General features: G+C 33.3%; 21 protein-coding genes. 15 read left to right on the forward strand and 6 right to left on the reverse strand.

Annotated elements, in window-relative coordinates; translation table 11 throughout:
- Positions 1–6: 6 nt before the first annotated feature.
- Positions 7–1,599 (forward strand): polysaccharide biosynthesis protein, encoded by a 1,593-nt coding sequence (locus MHI39_RS07700; RefSeq protein ID WP_078111186.1) that lies wholly within the window; start codon positions 7–9, stop codon positions 1,597–1,599.
- A gap of 229 nt (positions 1,600–1,828) precedes the next feature.
- Here the strand turns inward: MHI39_RS07700 and MHI39_RS07705 are convergent, their stop codons facing one another.
- The gene (locus tag MHI39_RS07705; RefSeq protein ID WP_180211641.1) at positions 1,829–2,044 is read right to left on the reverse strand and encodes a hypothetical protein; all 216 of its coding nucleotides are present in this window, start codon (positions 2,042–2,044) and stop codon (positions 1,829–1,831) included.
- 123 nt (positions 2,045–2,167) lie between these two features.
- On the opposite strand from MHI39_RS07705, the gene MHI39_RS07710 reads away from it, so the two are divergent.
- Positions 2,168–2,893 (forward strand): pseudouridine synthase, encoded by a 726-nt coding sequence (locus MHI39_RS07710; protein ID WP_342540995.1) that lies wholly within the window; start codon positions 2,168–2,170, stop codon positions 2,891–2,893.
- A 56-nt stretch (positions 2,894–2,949) separates the two neighbouring features.
- Here the strand turns inward: MHI39_RS07710 and MHI39_RS07715 are convergent, their stop codons facing one another.
- Positions 2,950–3,171, reverse strand: a complete 222-nt coding sequence (locus MHI39_RS07715) for a DeoR family transcriptional regulator (protein ID WP_078111183.1) — start codon at positions 3,169–3,171, stop codon at positions 2,950–2,952.
- A 571-nt stretch (positions 3,172–3,742) separates the two neighbouring features.
- Between MHI39_RS07715 and pepV the strand changes: the two genes are divergently transcribed.
- The 6 genes from pepV (at position 3,743) to MHI39_RS07745 (ending at position 10,020) form a co-directional block, all read left to right on the forward strand.
- Positions 3,743–5,158: a dipeptidase PepV gene (pepV, locus tag MHI39_RS07720; protein ID WP_278890974.1), complete on the forward strand. Its 1,416-nt coding sequence runs from the start codon at positions 3,743–3,745 to the stop codon at positions 5,156–5,158.
- Positions 5,159–5,186: 28 nt separating this feature from the next.
- Positions 5,187–6,035 (forward strand): D-amino-acid transaminase, encoded by an 849-nt coding sequence (gene dat / locus MHI39_RS07725; protein WP_342540996.1) that lies wholly within the window; start codon positions 5,187–5,189, stop codon positions 6,033–6,035.
- 396 nt (positions 6,036–6,431) lie between these two features.
- Positions 6,432–6,995 carry an RNA 2',3'-cyclic phosphodiesterase gene (thpR, locus tag MHI39_RS07730; RefSeq protein WP_078111179.1) on the forward strand — a complete coding sequence of 188 codons (564 nt, stop codon included), beginning with the start codon at positions 6,432–6,434 and terminating at the stop codon, positions 6,993–6,995.
- Positions 6,996–7,018: 23 nt separating this feature from the next.
- The gene (locus MHI39_RS07735; RefSeq protein WP_078111178.1) at positions 7,019–7,978 is read left to right on the forward strand and encodes an NERD domain-containing protein; all 960 of its coding nucleotides are present in this window, start codon (positions 7,019–7,021) and stop codon (positions 7,976–7,978) included.
- A gap of 6 nt (positions 7,979–7,984) precedes the next feature.
- Positions 7,985–8,935 carry a diacylglycerol kinase family protein gene (locus MHI39_RS07740; RefSeq protein WP_180211643.1) on the forward strand — a complete coding sequence of 317 codons (951 nt, stop codon included), beginning with the start codon at positions 7,985–7,987 and terminating at the stop codon, positions 8,933–8,935.
- 308 nt (positions 8,936–9,243) lie between these two features.
- Positions 9,244–10,020 (forward strand): phosphotransferase family protein, encoded by a 777-nt coding sequence (locus MHI39_RS07745; protein WP_071976923.1) that lies wholly within the window; start codon positions 9,244–9,246, stop codon positions 10,018–10,020.
- Positions 10,021–10,077: 57 nt separating this feature from the next.
- On the opposite strand, the gene MHI39_RS07750 is transcribed toward MHI39_RS07745, so the two are convergent.
- Positions 10,078–10,356: a YtzH-like family protein gene (locus MHI39_RS07750; RefSeq protein WP_058005602.1), complete on the reverse strand. Its 279-nt coding sequence runs from the start codon at positions 10,354–10,356 to the stop codon at positions 10,078–10,080.
- Positions 10,357–10,463: 107 nt separating this feature from the next.
- Between MHI39_RS07750 and trmB the strand changes: the two genes are divergently transcribed.
- Complete coding sequence (gene trmB / locus MHI39_RS07755) at positions 10,464–11,117, forward strand: tRNA (guanosine(46)-N7)-methyltransferase TrmB (protein WP_180211645.1); 654 nt, start codon at positions 10,464–10,466, stop codon at positions 11,115–11,117.
- A gap of 47 nt (positions 11,118–11,164) precedes the next feature.
- On the opposite strand, the gene MHI39_RS07760 is transcribed toward trmB, so the two are convergent.
- On the reverse strand, positions 11,165–13,027 hold the full coding sequence (locus MHI39_RS07760) for an LTA synthase family protein (protein ID WP_342540997.1): 1,863 nt from the start codon (positions 13,025–13,027) through the stop codon (positions 11,165–11,167).
- A gap of 153 nt (positions 13,028–13,180) precedes the next feature.
- Here MHI39_RS07760 and MHI39_RS07765 point away from each other — a divergent pair, with 153 nt between their 5' ends.
- Positions 13,181–13,492 carry a PepSY domain-containing protein gene (locus tag MHI39_RS07765; RefSeq protein WP_071976925.1) on the forward strand — a complete coding sequence of 104 codons (312 nt, stop codon included), beginning with the start codon at positions 13,181–13,183 and terminating at the stop codon, positions 13,490–13,492.
- 103 nt (positions 13,493–13,595) lie between these two features.
- Here the strand turns inward: MHI39_RS07765 and MHI39_RS07770 are convergent, their stop codons facing one another.
- Positions 13,596–14,435, reverse strand: coding sequence for an MBL fold metallo-hydrolase (locus MHI39_RS07770; RefSeq protein ID WP_078111174.1), 840 nt, complete (start codon positions 14,433–14,435; stop codon positions 13,596–13,598).
- 338 nt (positions 14,436–14,773) lie between these two features.
- Here MHI39_RS07770 and MHI39_RS07775 point away from each other — a divergent pair, with 338 nt between their 5' ends.
- From MHI39_RS07775 to MHI39_RS07795, 5 genes are all read left to right on the forward strand, one after another.
- A complete protein-coding gene (locus tag MHI39_RS07775) occupies positions 14,774–15,844 on the forward strand; it encodes a M42 family metallopeptidase (RefSeq protein WP_058005598.1) in 1,071 nt (356 codons plus the stop codon).
- A gap of 55 nt (positions 15,845–15,899) precedes the next feature.
- Positions 15,900–16,415, forward strand: a complete 516-nt coding sequence (locus tag MHI39_RS07780; protein ID WP_071976927.1) for a DUF84 family protein — start codon at positions 15,900–15,902, stop codon at positions 16,413–16,415.
- Positions 16,416–16,521: 106 nt separating this feature from the next.
- Complete coding sequence (locus tag MHI39_RS07785) at positions 16,522–17,025, forward strand: hypothetical protein (protein WP_071976928.1); 504 nt, start codon at positions 16,522–16,524, stop codon at positions 17,023–17,025.
- Between the two features lie 16 nt (positions 17,026–17,041).
- Positions 17,042–17,353: a thioredoxin family protein gene (locus tag MHI39_RS07790; protein WP_071976929.1), complete on the forward strand. Its 312-nt coding sequence runs from the start codon at positions 17,042–17,044 to the stop codon at positions 17,351–17,353.
- 89 nt (positions 17,354–17,442) lie between these two features.
- Complete coding sequence (locus MHI39_RS07795; RefSeq protein ID WP_071977014.1) at positions 17,443–18,237, forward strand: DUF1444 domain-containing protein; 795 nt, start codon at positions 17,443–17,445, stop codon at positions 18,235–18,237.
- A 49-nt stretch (positions 18,238–18,286) separates the two neighbouring features.
- Here the strand turns inward: MHI39_RS07795 and MHI39_RS07800 are convergent, their stop codons facing one another.
- On the reverse strand, positions 18,287–18,907 hold the full coding sequence (locus MHI39_RS07800; protein WP_259544605.1) for a YhcN/YlaJ family sporulation lipoprotein: 621 nt from the start codon (positions 18,905–18,907) through the stop codon (positions 18,287–18,289).
- Positions 18,908–19,072 lie beyond the last annotated feature (165 nt).

The following is a 19,072-nucleotide window of genomic DNA, read 5'->3' on the forward strand; positions in this document are numbered from 1 at the left end:
GATCGTATGTCTTCGAAACTAATAAGAGGTACATTTATATTAACACTAGGGACTATTATATCAAAGATAATAGGATTATTTTATGTAATCCCTTTTTATGCAATTATAGGTGGGTCTGAGCCAGCAGCCCTTTACCAATTTGGTTATGTCCCATATACAATATTTATAAGTATTGCAACTGCAGGTGTTCCATTAGCGGTATCAAAATATATAGCGAAATATAATGCATTGGAAGAATATGCTGTTGGAAGAAAATTATTTAAATCTGGTATATTGCTGATGTTGATCACAGGAATCGTCAGCTTTTTAATCATGTATATATTTGCGCCGTTTTTTGCGGAAATGTCTATGAACAAAGCGGATAGTCCATATACTATTGCTGAAGTTGCAACAGTTATTCGAGCTGTTAGTTTTGCTCTAATTATCATACCGGTAATGAGTTTATTAAGGGGATATTTTCAAGGACATCAATCGATGGGACCATCTGCGGTTTCACAGGTTATTGAACAAATTATTCGTATTGTATTTTTATTATTCGGTGCCTTTTTTGTATTAAAAATACTTAAAGGCAGTATGGTTTCTGCCATTAGTGCAGCAACATTTGCAGCTTTTATTGGAGGAATTGCAAGTCTTATTACACTCTTATGGTACTGGAGAAAAAGAAAGCATCATTTTGATGAATTACTTGAACATGATAAAGGAAAAATGCAGATATCCTTAATTTCTATGTATAAGGAAATCTTCGTTTATGCTTTTCCTTTTATTTTAGTCGGAATTGCTAATTCATTATATCAAGGGATTGATCAACTAACATATAGTCGAGCAATTTCACTTGAGCATCTCGGAGTTTTAAATTTCTCCACTCATAAATTAGTTATCATTCCAGTTTCATTAGCTACTGCCTTTTCTTTAACATTAGTACCACTCATAACAGAATCTTATGCAGTAGGGAATAGACATACATTAGTTCGTCAAGTGGACCAAACTTTTCAGGTTCTTCTTTTCATAACTGTACCAGCAGCTATTGGTTTATCTTTATTAGCGGAACCTATTTATACTGTATTTTATGAACATAGTAAATTCGGTACAGATGTATTAGCTACCTATGCACCAGTTGCTATTTTATTTGCTTTGTTTTCAGTTACAGCTGCTATCCTTCAAGGAATTAATGAACAAAGATTTACAGTATTGAGTTTATTAGTAGGGTTATTGGTTAAGTTAAGTTTAAATATTCCATTAATGAAATTATATGAGACTGAAGGGGCAGTATATGCAACTGCTCTTGGATATACAGCAACGATACTAATTAATTTAATTGTCATTAAGATTTTTGCCAAATATCCATTTAAAATCATTATTAGAAGAACGATATTCATTCTGCTAATGAATGGGGTCATGGCTGTAGTCGTTTTATTGGTATATAAGCTCCTTACACTATTCTTAACGACTGATTCAAAAATCCAATCATTGATCATCGTTATTATTTGCGGTGGAATTGGCGCAGTGGTTTATGGTTATATGGGATTAAGATCAAAGTTAGCCGATAAATTATTTGGTGATAGACTCCAAAGGATTAAATCAAAATTACACATTAGTTAAAGAGGAGGTCTTAGAATTGACCTCCTTTTAGATTAAGGCTGTTTTCGTATAGTTTTTTGCTTTTGTAAAAGCCCTACTCCACGGCTTTTACCCTTAATAAAGGGTTCAGCGTTATTTTAGTAGTTTGCAGCTCTTTTCTAAGAGGAATGAAGGACATGTCGACCTTCAATCTATTTTTATGAGTAAAACATTACCTGAATAGCAACAATGCTTGAGAATAGAACCTAGATTAATAATAGTAGTATTCTCGTCCTGTAGATCCTTGACCTTGACCCCAACCCATTTGACGTTCAAGCCGAGTCACACGGCGTTCTAAACGGTCAAACCTGCGGTCCAAACGATCGAGTCGCCTTTCAATATTATCCAGTCTTCTATTTACATTTTGATTTTGTTGTCCAGGTGGCCATGGAAATTGCGTCGGTGCTTGTTGTTGCCTATAATCCATAAAAAATTCACTCCAGTCTTCTTTTGTTATGAATGGTTCCCATAATAGCCTATGCCCCTAAAAGAAATACGTATAGGCTATTTCACTATATAAAAAGATTTAATTAGAAATAGAGGTGCTTTCATGAGATTAGATAAATTTTTAGCTAATGCTGGTCTAGGTAGTAGAAAAGAAGTAAAAAAGGTGTTAAAAGATGGCGTGGTTGTCGTTAATAACCAATTAACGAAAGATGGTAAAATACATATAAATCCCAAAAGTGATGAAATAACGGTACGAGGTGAAAAGATCATATACCGTGAGTTTATATACCTTATGATGAATAAACCACCAGGTGTCATTTCTGCAACTGAAGATGTTAATGAAGAAACAGTTGTAGATTTATTAAAAATAGAGGATGCTATCATGGAGCCTTTTCCAGTTGGACGATTAGATAAAGATACGGAAGGTCTATTATTACTAACAAATGATGGTAAGTTGGCACATCGCCTTCTATCCCCTAAAAATCATGTACCAAAAACGTATTTTGCTGTTATTCAAGGTGAAGTAACGGAAAAAGATGTTGAGGCTTTTCGCAATGGTGTCATTTTGGAGGATGGTTATCATACAAAACCAGGATTATTAAAAATTTTAAAATCAGGTCTACGGTCTGATATAGAATTAACCATTACAGAAGGGAAATTTCATCAAGTAAAACGAATGTTCGAAGCGGTTGATAAAAAGGTTATATATCTTAAGAGAATTGAGATGGGGCCACTTCAGTTAGATGAAAGTCTTGAACTTGGTGACTATCGTGAATTATCTAATGAAGAAGTTCAACTACTCACCACATATGAAATAAAGGGTAAATAATAGGGCTGTCTGAATCAGACAGCCCTATCTAGTATATAGGATGATTTTCTGTTTGGTTAAGAAGACATCTTTACTCTTTTATCTGTTGTTGTCCATTTTCCCCGATTTGGGCTTATTATTAAGTCATTGTATGCTAACACATTCAAATCCCTTTGAATGGTGCGAGGAGTGATGCCGAACTCATCTACAAGGTCCTGTGTCGTTACTGTCCCATTTTCCTTAATAAACATGTAGATTGATTTAATTCGGGTTAGCATTCGATTGGTTGAAGGTTTCAAAAAACCACTCCCTCATCTTATTTCCAAAGACTAAGACTACAGACGGCTTATGAAATTGAAGAAAATTTTGTTTTAATGCTAATCAAGCAGTTTAGAAATTATTCTTCAATAAAATTAGAAAAGACTTATTCTCCTCACAGACAACTCCTTTTTTTCGTGAATTATTGACTTAGATTTCAGACAATTACATTGTACACCTTCTTTTTTAAAATATCCAGAGATAAGAAGGAATTAATATGGTAATTGTCATAGTATATTATATGAAAATAAAATGAAATTAGTATAATTTTCAGAAAAATAAAATAGCATCTCCATTTCCTGCAAATAATTTTTTAAAGATGGCTGTTTTTGTATAGTTTGTAATAATAATAAAGGCTTCCTATAGTTCGTATGAATGATACACTCTTTTTACAGTGAAATAATGAGATCATGCTATATTTATTAGTTAAAACTTTATCTAAATAGAAACAATGTTTGTGAACAGAATATAAAAGATTTATTAAATTGATGAAAAGGAGTAAAATAAAAAACGATAAACTTTTAGAAAATACATAAAATTGGAGTGCTAGCAATGGAAAAGATAAATTGGATGGAAGAGGTTTTAAAAAGAAAAGAGGATCTAATTAAAGATTTACAGGGCATTTTAAAAATTAAAAGTGTATTAGACGAAGAAAATAGTACACCAAATGCTCCTCTTGGCCAAGGAGTAAAAGATGCTTTGCAATATTTATTAGATTTAGGAGAAAAAGATGGGTTTACAGCAAAAAATGTAGGGGACCTAGCTGGTCATTTAGAAATGGGAGATGGGAAAGACTTATTGGGTATTCTGTGTCATGTTGATGTAGTTCCTGAAGGCGATGGTTGGAGTGTTGATCCATATGGCGGGGAAGTGAAAGACGGAAAGATTTACTCTAGAGGAGCTAGCGATGATAAAGGACCTACTATGGCAGCATACTACGCGATGAAAATCGTTAAAGAATTAGGTCTTCCAATTGAAAAAAGAGTAAGAATGATCATAGGTACGGATGAGGAAAGTAACTGGCGCTGTGTCGAACATTATTTCAAACATGAAGAAATGCCATCAATCGGTTTTGCTCCAGATGCCGATTTTCCAATTATTAATGCGGAAAAGGGAATTGCTGATTATGATATAGTTCTACCTTTTTCAGTAATTGAAGAACAAGCGGATATTACCCTTCTATCCTTCCAATCTGGACGAAGATATAATATGGTACCTGATTTTGCATCAGCTGTTTTAACCTTTGACGGGGAGAAAACAGATATTTTACAAAGATATAGTGATTTTCTTCAGAAAATAGGTTTAAAAGGAAAATACTTTATTGATAATGGGGAGCTACATTTAGAACTTGAAGGTGTTTCCGCACATGGGATGGAACCCAAAAATGGGAAAAATGCCGGGTTATTATTAACAACATTTTTGAATGAATTAGATTTAGATACATCTGCCAAGCGTTATATTGATTTTGCAGTGAATATCCTCTTTGATCAATCACGTGGGGAAGGATTGGGAGTTCAGTATCAGGATGAAATTACAGGAGACCTAACTATAAATGTCGGAAAAATGGTCTATGAAGTAAATTCCGGTGGTCGTTTCGGCTTAAATATGCGCTATCCTGTGACATTCGATATGGAAAAAAATAAAAAAATCATTAATGATAAGGTAAATGAAAAGGGATTTGTGATTGAGAATTTTTCCGATTCGAAACCGCACCATGTAGATGCAAATACTGATCTTGTAAAGACCTTGCAAAAGGTATATGAAGAGCAGACCGGTGAAAAAGCAGAATTATTATCAATTGGTGGAGGAACTTATGCACGTTCATTGAAATCAGGTGTGGCGTTTGGAGCATTGTTTCCAGGTAGACCAGATGTAATGCATCAAAAGGATGAATTTATGTTTATTGAGGATTTAATCAAAGCTACTGCTATTTATGCACAAGCTATTTTTGAATTAGCTAAAAAATAAATAAAATTTTGATGGGAGAGAGAAAAGTATGGAGAAAATTATATTTAATGGAGAAATCGTAGAAAAATCAGAAGTGAATATTGACATTGAAGATCGTGGATACCAATTTGGTGATGGAATATACGAGGTTATTCGCGTATACAACGGTCACTTATTTACGAAAGATGAACATATACAGCGTTTATATGAAAGTGCCGAAAAAATTTCCATCCGTATTCCATTTTCCAAAAAAGATTTAATGCAGCGATTAGAGGAATTGGTTGAAACAAATCAGCTAGATACTGGCATTATTTACTTACAAATAACAAGAGGAACCTATACAAGACAACATGGTTTTCCTAGTGAAGAAATTATTCCAACATATGTTGCTTATACAAGAGAAATGCCAATTCCACAGGTCTCGATGGATAATGGTGTAAAAGGATTACTAGTAGAAGATATCCGTTGGCTAAGATGCGATATAAAGAGCTTAAATTTACTTGGAAATATTTTAGCAAAACAACAAGCGGCTGAGGCTGGTTGTTATGAAGCAATTCAGCATCGTGGAGAGGAAATTACTGAAGGATCTTCCTCTAATGTATTTATTGTCAAAGATAACTGTGTCATTACGCGTCCGGCCACTAATCTTATTTTAAATGGTATTACAAGACAAGTAATATTTAAATTGTGTAAGGAAAATGGAATAGAATATAAGGAACAAATATTTACGGTTAACGATTTAAAACAAGCTGATGAAGTGTTTATCTCCAGTACAACTTCTGAAGTTATGCCAATTGTACAAATTAATGAATTACAAATAAATTCCGGAACACCAGGAAAGATTACCAAAAAACTTCAGAATTTATTTAAACGTGAAATCGAAAAATTAAGTGAATAAAATTAAAATAAGACCCCATAAGCTTTGTTAACACTTATGGGGTTTTGTTATGTAATTATTATTTGGGGATAATTTTTTAAAATGGTCAAATTTATGTATTTTTTGTATTTCGGTATGATGGACTAATAAAATATTTTTTCTGTAAAGCCTTTTGATTTCACAATATCCACTATCATATAAAAAAAAGATCTCATATTCCTCCCCGTTATAAATAACCTTTTCTCCCTTTTTCACAAATCTATTCTCCCTTCATACAATTCTGTATCCTTTACCCAATAAAACTAAAAGAAAACCTTGTTGTCATTTCAATATATGTAGGAAAAAATAGAAATATGTCATATTCAAGAAGAAATTTGATAAAATAGGAGTAACACAAACTTTATAGAGGGTGACCTAATGCAAAGCAGACATTATTTTTTTGCTGTTCCCATTCCTTCTGCTATAAAAAACAAACTATTTGAATGGTGTGATGAAATTAAAAAAGATTATCCTTTTAAGCGATGGGTTCATCCAGAAGATTATCACATCACACTTGCTTTTTTAGGTAATGCCGAAATAAATCAATTAAATTTAGCACTTAATTTGATGAAAGAATCTCTTATAGAAATTAGTAGTTTTCGTTTACAGATCAATCATATAGGCATATTTGGAAGAAATGAGACTCCAAGGATTTTTTGGGCTGGTGTACATGAATCGAATGAATTAAACAAACTAAGAGTAAATGTGTATGAAAAATGTATACAGTCTGGATTTCAATTAGATGAAAAACCATTTCGTCCTCATATTACTTTGGCAAGAAAATGGGAGCAATCATTCGGTGCATTCTCATTATCATCTCTACAAGAAAAGTTTATAAAAATGGAAGAATTCAATATAGAGGAAGTTGTACTATATGAAACCGTTCTTGAAGCGGTTCCTAAATATCAAAAAAAAGCAAGCATATATTTGGGTGACGAATAGGTAGAAAAGGAAGTAGTAACAGCATGGGACAATTAATAAAGTTACAAGATTATATTTCACGATACGAAATGGATCCGTTTAGGTATCCAGCACAGTATGCAAGACTAAAGAAACAACAATGGGACAAATTAAAGGATCGTTGGGAAAATAGAGAGGAACAAATCCAACTTGTTTCGCCTATAGGGAATGAGCATGTGGAGAATAAACGGTCAACATCGACCAATATTATTAGACGATTATTTAAGAAAGGAAAAATAGAAGAAGAGACCGTAGACAAACAACCAATTAACAAAGAATCATTGTTTCAATTTATGCCTGAATTAACGTATTATCCGGATTCAATTGATGAGTTGAAGCAGTTATTCTTAGATCAGCTATTTTCTTTCCAAATGAAATGGGCAAGTTCGACAATAGTAGAAAAATCTTTTCCTGACCAAAGATACTATCGAAATGAAAATTTAAAATACTTATTGCAACGTTTTCCTGATACTTTTTTATTTTTATATGAACCGATCTTCTTGTTAAAAAAAGCTCCGATTGAAATGGAGGTTATCTTAATTTCTCCAACTGAAGTATGGTGCTTATCCTTCTTAGACCAAGAAAAGGATGCAGTGTACCTTGGGTCAAATGAAAAATTTTGGATAAAAAGATCAATTGGGGGAGAAAGCAAAATTTTAAACCCTGTCATTGCACTGAATCGCATGTCAAAAATAATCAAACAATTATTAAATAAATATCAGCTCGATATCCCGTTAAAAAAGGCTGTTATATGTAGAGATGGGTATATTGATTTTCCTAATGCACCGGCTGATCTTGTATTACTGGAAAAAAGATCCTACCCTACATGGTTTCAACAGCAAAGAAAATTACAATCACCTTTAAAGCATGTCCAATTAAAGACAGCAAAGATTCTCCTAGATTATTGTCAGACGACTTGTTCAAGAAGACCAGAGTGGGTTGAACAAGAAGGGAATGAGGAATGAGGAAGTATGGAGAAAAGGCTTGTATTTATTGTAAATCCTTCGGCTAAAAATGGAGTAAGCAAAAAGATTTGGAATAAGCTAAACTATAAGCTGGATAATATTCCATATGAGGTTTTCTATACAAAACATCAAAAACATGCACAGGATCTAGCGCATTCTATTGCTCTATCAATATCTGATCCTATTTTAATGGTTGCAGTTGGTGGTGACGGTACCATCCATGAAGTAATTAATGGTGTTGTTTCATTCCAGCATGTAACGATTGCTTATATACCAGCGGGTTCTGGTAATGATTTTGCTAAAGGCTACAAACTTCCTACGAAACCGGATGAATGTTTAGCTCACCTATTGCAAATGAAGGAAAATGAAGGAGTTTTTTTCGATACAGGAAAATTTACGAATATAACGGGTCAAGGGCATTTTGTTAATAGTCTAGGTGCAGGCTTTGACGCATCAATTACTAGAAGGGTGAATTCTTCCTTTACAAAAAAGTGGTTAAATCTATTAGGTTTAGGAAAATTAGTTTACGCTATTTTCATGCTTATAGAGCTTTTTCGATATCGCCCAACTACGATTTATCTTGTCATTAACGGTGTTGAATATACATTCGAAAGGGCATGGTTTGTAACAATATCTAACCAAGCCTTCTACGGCGGGGGGATGAAAATTTCTCCACTGGCAGATCCGGGAGATGGCGAATTAGATATTACAGTTGTTTCGGAAATTTCAAGAATAATGATCTTATTTATCTTTCTTAGTGTATTTTGGGGAGGCCATACAAAATTTAAAGCTGTTCATTTGCTCAAAGGGACAGATATTCTCATTCATTCAACGGCTAACATTCCTGTTCATGCTGACGGTGAGTTTGCAGGTGAAACACCAGTTCAAATTAAGGTCTGTCCTCATTCGTGGAAATTAATAAAAACATATGAAAATGTGAAACAACTAATTGCCTAGGTTAAAACAACTTGACGAAAAATGTCATAAAGAATAAAATTTATTTAAAGATCTTTATAAAGTCGATAAATGATATGATTTATGCAGTTTTTTATTTATATAAAGCTGCGACAATAATTTAAAATCTGTATTAGTAAAGGTGGCTATTGTTGTACGCCGTATCAATAGCTATCTTTTTTATTCTTATAGGCTTTTTATACTGTTTAAGGTCTAAATCTATTTACGAAAACAGCCATCTTATAAATCTTAGTACTATTTTTTGCTGTAATTAAAATGGTGATATGCGAAACAATTGAAGGTGAATGATGTTGGAACACATACTTGGTCAAGGTTGGGAAATAACCCCAGCCGGTGGGGCAACGGGAGAAGCGTTCTTTGCCAGACATCAAGAACAAAAATTATTTTTAAAAAGAAATTCCTCTCCTTTTTTAGCTGTATTATCGGCTGAAGGGATTGTACCAAAGCTTGTCTGGACAAAACGGACAGAAAATGGGGATGTCATCACGGCACAGCAATGGCTAAGTGGACGAGAATTAAAGTCTCATGAAATGAGCCAAGATATTGTTGCTAAGCTATTGAAAAAAATCCATGAATCTGGTCCATTACTTTCTATGCTGCTTCGGTTAGGAAAAACTCCAATTGAAGCTAATATGATACTGGAACAAATAAAAACTGAATTAGATCATGACCTACTATCAACACCCATTATTCAGTCATCTATCTATTATCTCCAAAACGAGCTTGCAAATATTAAAAGCGAAGAATACGTTGTTTGCCACGGAGATATTAATCATAACAACTGGCTGTTATCAGATGACAACCAGTTGTATCTAATTGACTGGGATGGTCCAATGATCGCCGACCCTGCTCTTGATATTGGGATGCTTTTATATTTATACATTGATCGACAAAACTGGGATCAGTGGTTAAAACAATATGGCCTTCATCTAAATGATCATCTTTTATTACGGATGAAATGGTATTATATTTCACAGTCTCTCTTGGCCGTACAATGGAATAAAAGTAAAAATCGCATAAGCGAAGTGAATGATTGGCTAGATCGGCTATCTGCCGTTATAATTTAAGGTCTCTTTCATAACTATCTTTAATTGAAGAGGTAAAAAATCTGTGCGAGAGACGTTTTAATTATATATATTCATTTGATCTACCCATTCAGATATATTCTCTTGATTTGATTCAATATGGAAATCCAAGTGTTGAGTATATTGACCATTTTGACTGTAATTGAATACTTCCTGTAAAATAGGTTTAATATTTTCATGAATATTTGGATTTACCATTAATGATTTAACTAAGCGTTCCAACTGTTCACATTCGGCAACAGAGCCACAACAATCAACTTGATGATTGTTTAAAATATCTTTTAATAAGGTCATTTGATCATGATGACTAAGAGGCATGAGCAATCTCCTTTCAGTATTAGTAAAAAGGAATCCACAATTATTTTGTGAATTCCTTTTGTCTTTATGCATGATGGACTAAAAAATTCATATTGAGGTGTATAGAAATGCGATTGAGACATAAACCATGGGCAAAAGAAAAACTAATGGAATATCCCCAATTTGTGATTCAAACTCCTGAGAAATATAAAGGAAAATGGGGAGAACTATTTAATAATGATCATCCTATTCATATTGAGGTTGGAACGGGAAAGGGACAATTTATTGTTGGGATGGCAAAAGCAAATCCTGAAATTAACTATATTGGGATTGAAATGCAGGATAGTGTAATTGTTTCGGCATTGGACAAGTTGATCGAAGAAGAGCTTACTAACATTAAGTTATTAAATATCGATGGAAGTAATTTGAGTGATCTCTTTGCAAAAGGGGATATTGAGCGGGTATACTTAAACTTTTCTGACCCTTGGCCTAAAAAGAAACATGCGAAAAGAAGACTAACTTATAAAAGCTTTCTTAAATTATATGAAGGATTATTAATTGATGGTGGAGAAATTCATTTTAAGACAGATAATCAGGGATTATTCGAATACTCGCTTCAAAGTTTTTCTGAATACGGGCTGCTATTAAAATATATTAGCTTGGATCTGCATAATAGTGAGTTTGAAGATAATATTATGACGGAATATGAAGAAAAATTTTCTGCAAAGGGTCAACGGATTTATCGCTGTGAAGTGAAGTATCAAAATGAAGCGAATAACTAATTCAAAAAAGCGGCTACCCTTGTAATCATAGGGTTGCCGCCTTTTTATTATTCTGCCATTTTCTCATCATTGAATCGTAATAAATCACCGAATATCACATTATCTGAGAAGTTTAATTCATTTTGAACTCGATCAAAATAAGGTGTACATTTGCTCATTTTCACTTTATCGCCTGTTAATTTATTGTAACAAGCATTTTCTGTAAAGGTGTATTTTTTCGTTACAAAACTACCATCCCTAAATACAACAAGATCCTTCGGCTTTTTAGAAATTAAACTATGACCAAAATCAATCACAGGCTTCTCAGGGTGAATACCAAGTAGATCAAGTATTGTTTGTCTAATGTCTGTTTGACCTCCAATGGTCTTAATGATTTTTCCCTTTTCTCCCGGAATATGAATAATAAAAGGCACTTTTTGAAGATCGATTTGTTCATTAGGTGTAATTTCTTTATCTAATACTTGTTCAAGTTCTTTATGGTAGCTTTTTGATATACCGTAATGATCACCGTATAAAATGATGATGGAGTTATCATATAACCCATTTTTTTTCAATAGTGTAAAGAAACGTTTAATTGCTTCATCCTCATAGCGAACTGTACGGAAATAACGATGAACTAAATCAGGATTTTCTTCGTCATCTTTAAGAAATTGATCTTCCGGTTCTAATAAAAACGGGAAGTGATTGGTTAATGTTAAAAACTTTGCATAAAAGGGCTGTGGCAAATCTTTTAAATAGGGTATGGATTGCTCAAAAAATGGAATATCTTTTAAACCGTAGTTCACACTATTTTCCTCAGAAACATGATAATATTTCTTCGAAAAAAATTGATCATATCCCATCGTTTCATACATATTTTCACGATTCCAAAAAGTTTCATCATTACTGTGAAAAACGGCACTATAATACCCATCTTCTTTTAAAATTTCTGGTAATGCATAGAAATCATTCCTTGGCCTTCTGACAAAAACAGAACCGCCAGATAATGGGTAGAGCCCGTTATCTATCATAAATTCAGCATCAGATGTTTTCCCCTGGGCAGTTTGATGATAGAAGTTAGGGAAATACAAGCTATCTTTTAAAATTGAATTGAGAAACGGCGTAATTTCCTCGCCGTTAATTTTACGATTAATGACTAATTGCTGTGTTGATTCGAGAGAGATTAATATGACATTTTTCCCCTTTGCCAATCCGCTCATTGAGGACGGGGGTGCGTTTGAATTTAATTTATTTATATACTTAGTCACATCATCAACATCGGTACTATCTGCAAACGCACGCTGGACAGACATTTTAGAATTGAATAGGATATCGTAGATATGGTAATTAAAACTCCCCAGCGTTTTGACTAGGTTTTCTCTGTCATATGATTTTTTTAAAAGCTGTGGATTCTCAATGAAACCACTTAAAATGACAAGAATGATAAGTGCAATACTACTACATATCATTGATGTTCTTTTAATTATGGTTAGCGGTAAACCTTTATCTACTCGTTTCACGAGTAACCAGGCTAAAATCGCAATATCAATAAATAGCAAAGGGTCGGTCCAATTAATGAGTTCTAATGTACTTTGACTTAATCCGCCTACATTTTGAAATTGAAATAAAACAGGAACAGTAATAAAATCAATATAAAAACGATAATATAAAATATTTCCATATAAAAGACCAGTTAGTAATATGTATAAAACCATAAAAGCTGTTTTTCTAACTTTTTTTGGAAAAAACAAACTAATCCCTAAAAATAATCCAATTGATCCAAGTGGATTCACTAATATTAGGAATGTTTCAAGAAATGTACTCGTTCTTAGGTCAAATTCAAAGAAGTATATCACAAGTGTCTTTAGCCATAATACTATAACGGCTAGTATATAGAAGGAAAAACTATTTAGTTTTTTCATGCCATTCATCCTCTCTATCTCCATTTTAAAAAAAGTAAGATACCTTTTACAAGCAAAATTGAATTTATTTTACATAGTTATTTCTGTATCATTAAAGGTTTAAAAATATATCATGGATAATTTTGAATATGATAAACTATAGGGAAATAGGAGGTATGATGCATGAATTTGAAATCTTTTGTTACTGGTATAGCAATTGGTGCGGTAAGCGGTTACTTAGTTAATGAGGTAGTTAAAAGTAAAACCTTTATTTCTAGTGATACAGTATTGTCAAATGTAAAAAAAGCATTTAAAGAATCAACAGATGTAGAGGGTTCTTGGATTCAGCAAATGAAGGAAGATTATGAGAAGTTTCCTATTAAAGCAAAAATTTATCGTGGCGGGGTTACCTGTCGTATAAATGATAAAAGGATGCAATATGAATTTATTGCTGATGCCTATACAGGTACTGTATTGGATGTTTATCCAATATAATCTACATAATAAAAGAATGAGTGCACCGTTATATTACGAATGATAGTGCACTCTTTGATATAGGAAATTAATGTAAGATGTACTTTTGGGTCAAAATGAAACTTTATTTCCGTTTTATCTCGTCGATGATATTTCCGTCTTGATCCCATTTTAATGCTCGGTAGTAGGCATCATGATAGAAAATAAACCATGACTGATTCTCGATTGCATACGGAATATATTTTTCCTTTGCAAAAATCGATGTCATCGGATAGTCATCATAGGCTAGGACCCATAAAGAATTACGGTGGGCATGTGTCGGCATTAAATCGGCCATATGAATTAGTTTTTGACCATTACTTTCAATTTCAATGATAGAATGTCCGTCACTATGTCCGCCAGTATGAATCATTTTAATACACTCTTCAATAACCACTTGATTTTCAAATGTGTATATTTGGTTTTGTATAGGTTCCCAATTTTCTGACCAATATGTATTTTTCGACCGAATGTTTGGATTCCTCATCTCTTCCCATTCAACTTTGGAGGTATAAATTTTTGCATTAGGGAAAACAGAAACTAATTGATGATCTTCCCATCTTGTTAATCCACTAGCATGGTCAAAATGAAGATGTGTCATACAGATAATATCAATATCCTTTGGTGATAATCCAATTTCGGCTAATGATTCATCTAGTTTCGATTCCTCAACCACTCCATAATTTCTTTTTTGTTTGTCAGTTAACTTTCCCTTTCCAATCCCAGTTTCTATTAGAATATTCTTGTTATTAATCTGTAGTAGCATTGGATCAGTTCTTAATTCAATTTGATTTTTTTCATTGACAGGATATTTTTTTGACCAAAGCGGTTTAGGCACAACACCGAACATTGCCCCTCCGTCTAAAAATGTTACCCCTCCATCTAACCAGTAAATACTTATTTCACCAATTGATAATTTCTCCATCTTTATCCCTCCTCATTCCTTATTGTATCATGTTGAATAATCTATTAGGAAAATTAAGATTAAAGAATGAATTGATATCAAAAGGCTGTTTTTCGTATAGTTTTTGCTTTTGTCAAAGCCTAATAGCCTCCCTTTTTACAGCGAATAAAGGATTTTTAGAGGGTCATTGGTGTTCAATGAGAGGTGTATCAAACTAATATATAGTAGTTAAAGCATACTTAAGCATGTATGAGAAAAGAGCCAATCAAAAAAGAATGACAAAACAGAAAACTAGAAAGCAGTATGAAAGTTCTGTAAAATAGAAGGGTACATAATAAATAGAAATTGAGGGATATTCGATGGAACAAGAAACTTTACAGTTGTTTAAAACATTAACAGAATTGCCCGGTGCACCAGGCAATGAGCATGCAGTTAGAGCTTTTATGAGAACGGAGCTTGAAAAATATGCGGATGAAGTAGTTCAGGATCGTTTAGGCGGAATTTTTGGGATAAAACGTGGTAAGGAAGAAGGACCAACAATTATGGTAGCTGGCCATATGGATGAAGTTGGATTTATGGTGACTTCTATCACTGATAATGGAATGCTTCGTTTTCAAACACTCGGTGGCTGGTGGAGTCAGGTATTATTAGCTCAGCGAGTGGAAATTATAACAGATAATGGTCCTGTAATTGGAGTAATTGGCTCAATTCCTCCACATTTATTAGATGACAGTAAAAGAAATAAACCAATGGATATTAAAAATATGTTAATTGATATTGGTGCTGATAATCGTGAGGATGCCATTCGCATCGGAATTAAGCCTGGTCAGCAAATTGTTCCTATTTGTCCTTTTACACCTATGGCTAATGAGAAAAAAATATTAGCTAAAGCATGGGATAATCGATACGGCTGTGGTTTATCCATTGAATTATTAAAAGAGCTTCAAGGAAAAGATATTCCTAATATTCTTTACTCAGGAGCAAATGTGCAAGAGGAAGTCGGCCTTCGTGGGGCTCAAGCCGCAGCTAATATGATTAAGCCTGATTTGTTCTTTGCCTTAGATGCTAGCCCTGCAAACGATATGACCGGGGATAAAAATGAATTTGGCCAACTTGGTAAAGGAGCATTGCTTCGTATCATGGACCGTTCGATGATTACTCATAAAGGTATGAGAGAGCTGATTTTAGATACAGCTGAAAGTAATAATATTCCATACCAATATTTTGTATCTCAAGGTGGAACGGATGCTGGACGTGTCCATACTTCAAATGAAGGTGTACCAAGTGCTGTCGTTGGAATCTGTTCTCGATATATTCATACACATGCATCTATTATCCATGTTGATGATTATGCAGCAGCAAAGGCTTTATTAGTCAAACTTGTTCAATTATGTGACCAATCCACAGTTAATACGATATTAAATAATTAAAAAAGGGGGCTATTGCCTCTTTTTTTATGGAAATTAATAAATTAGGAGTGAAAGCATGAAAATCGCTATTGGATCTGTAAATCCTGCAAAAGTTAAGGCAGTAGAAGAAGCATGTAAAGAACAAGATATCGATGTAATCATTACCCCAATGTCAGTTCCTTCAGGAGTAAGTAATCAGCCTTTTTCTGATGAAGAAACGATACAAGGTGCGGTCAATCGTGCGACAAATTGTTTATTAGAGGAAAACATAGAAATTGGAATAGGTTTAGAGGGGGGAGTTGTAGAAACTCCTTTTGGTCTATTCGTATGTAATTGGGGAGCTCTTGTAGTAAAGGGGGAGTCACCAATTATTGCGGGTGGGGCTAGAATTCGATTACCAGAAGATGTGGCAGAACGTTTAAGGAAAGGGGAGGAATTAGGCCCTGTAATGGAGGATGTATCAAAAGTAAGAAATGTTAGTAAAAAAGAAGGGGCTATTGGAATATTCACAAATAATGTAATAACAAGGGATGAGATGTTTACTCATGTAATGAAAATATTAATTGGGCAATTTCAATTTAGAAAGAAGTAAAAAAATGATGAACTCCTATTGGGAATTTTGCGAAAAGTTCTTGTCAACATTTGTCTATTTTCGTTAGAATAGGTAAAGAGCCTCATATGTTTAGGAGGAAGTAAATTTGCGAAAATGGATAAGTGGGGTCGTTTTCATTTGTCTCATGATGGTCATATCAGGTTGCAGTCATTCATTAAAGGATGAAAACGACGATGCTATTAAAAATGTTGAGGAAGCATTTAATCATAAAAGCGAAAAAATTACCGATGGATCAAATAATGTGAAGTTTTATTTACCATTTGGTATGTCTATTAAAGATGAATCCCCTAACAATGTTATTATTAAAGGAAAAAATGATTATATATTATTTTATAATCAGAATGAGAAAGAAGACAGTAAAATTGTATATCAAATGTCTAAACCTGAAAAAAATTTAGTTGTTGACCATACCTTTAAAAATAAAAAACAATTTGGGTACTTAATTGTATCTAAGGTAGAGAAAGATATGTATGAAGTGACTGTCGGCATTGGAGGTATTAAGATGACCACCGAGTCAAAAGAGAAGAATATTTCGGCCAATGCGAGTAAAATGATGAGAGTAGTTAAATCAGTTCAATACAAAAAATAATATTAGGAGGATGGAAATGAAAAAATTAACATCAATGGAAGAATTCGAAACATTGAAGGATAGTGGGAAGACAGTTTTTATGTTTTCGGCTGATTGGTGTCCTGATTGCCGCTTTATCGATCCGTTTTTACCAGAAATAGAGGCTGATTTTACAGAGTATACTTTTGTATATGTAGACCGAGATGAATTCATTGATCTATGTTCTGATTTAGATATTTTCGGGATTCCAAGTTTTATTGTTTTTAAAGAAGGCAATGAACTAGGGCGTTTTGTAAGTAAAGATCGTAAAACAAAAGAGGAAATTGAAAACTTTTTAAAAGGGCTTTAATGATTCGACTCCTTCATCTTTGAGATGAGGGAGTTTTTCATGTAGAATGAGTAAAGCAATCAATCAAAGGTGGGAAAATAATCATGAAAATGGATACAATCAAAATGAAAAAGGAGCTTCAAAAACGGTTAGAGCATGATAACCGAAGCATTATTTATAATCGTGAGAAAGAAACTTTAAGAATTGAAAATAAACAAACAGGTAAAGGAATTACTGTATCATTGTCCAATGCAGTATCGAAATGGCATGAAAAAAAGGAAAAAGCAGTCGATGAAATTGTTTATTATGTAGAGGAAGCATTAAATGTAATGGGGACGGAACAAAAAATGGGTGGTAAGGAAAGTAGGATTTTTCCTGTGATTCGGTCTACCTCATTTCCTAAAGAAACATCAGAAGGAGTTTCCTTTTTTACAGAAGATCATACAGCTGAGACAAGAATATATTATGCACTAGATTTAGGGAATACCTATCGTTTGATTGATGATGAAATGCTAAGGAAAGAAAAGTGGGATAGAGAAGAAATTAAAGAAATGGCACGATTTAATGTGCGGTCATTAAGTACGTTAACTAAGCAGGACACTGTAGCAGATAATATCTTTTATTTTTTAAATACGAATGACGGATATGATGCAAGTAGGATATTAAATGATAAATTTCTAAAAGAAATGTCAGAAAAAATCACTGGTGATATGACTGTGTCTGTCCCACATCAGGATGTTCTTATTATCGGGGATATTCGAAATGAAACAGGATATGATGTATTAGCACAAATGACGATGAGCTTCTTTACCAATGGCCATGTCCCGATCACTGCATTATCTTTTATTTATGATGATGGTGAACTTGAACCAATTTTTATTATGGGAAAAAACAGGAAAAAATAAGAGGGGATTGAGTTCCCTCTTATTTAATGATAAAAAGTGTATATCAAAATTAACGAGCATTAGGGAAAATACGTTGGACAGTTTCATTAAATTGATCGAATAAGCCGCTAATTGGATTTCCATTTCTGATATCGTTAGCATAATCATTCATTCGATCATAGAAATCAGGGTTAACGGAAACATAAACATTGTCGATATCCTTATCTGCTTTGCGAACTTCTTTTGCAATTTTATCCTCAAAAGTTTTGTTTAATTCATTTCGCGAACGATCAGTTAGCATAACTGCCACGTATGCATTATTGTCAGTAACAATGACATTTGCACGGCTAACTTCTTTCAATTTGGCTACACGATCTGCAGCCTCATCCGCTACTCTCATTTTATTATTTACCTGTCCATTGTTATTTCCAATACCGTTATTATCATTATTTGTGCCTAAACCATTGTTATTATTCGTACCTAAGCCATTGTTCATATTGTTGTTATTGTTTCCTAAATCATTGTCATAATTAACATTTCTAGGATTCATATTACGATCATCATTATTATATCTTACTGGATTAACATTATTTCTATTTGCAACGTTTTTATCATTATTATTTGTTCCACATCCAGCTAAAAGCCCTGATATTAAACCAACACAAAGCAAGGTTTTTGTCAATTTCATCATTGTTGCCTCCTTTTTTTTATTCATTAACTAATTTTCCATGCAAAATTTTTTTTATGCTCTAATTAAAAAAAAATTAAATTTACATTTCGTTTTTTTTAAAATGGTAAAATCTCTCGATATTTTTCTTTTTACTTGTATAATGAAAAAGAGCAAGTTTTTCGACAT

The sequence above is a fragment of the Heyndrickxia sp. FSL K6-6286 genome (genome assembly GCF_038630395.1).
Lineage (GTDB): Bacteria > Bacillota > Bacilli > Bacillales > Bacillaceae_C > Heyndrickxia > Heyndrickxia oleronia.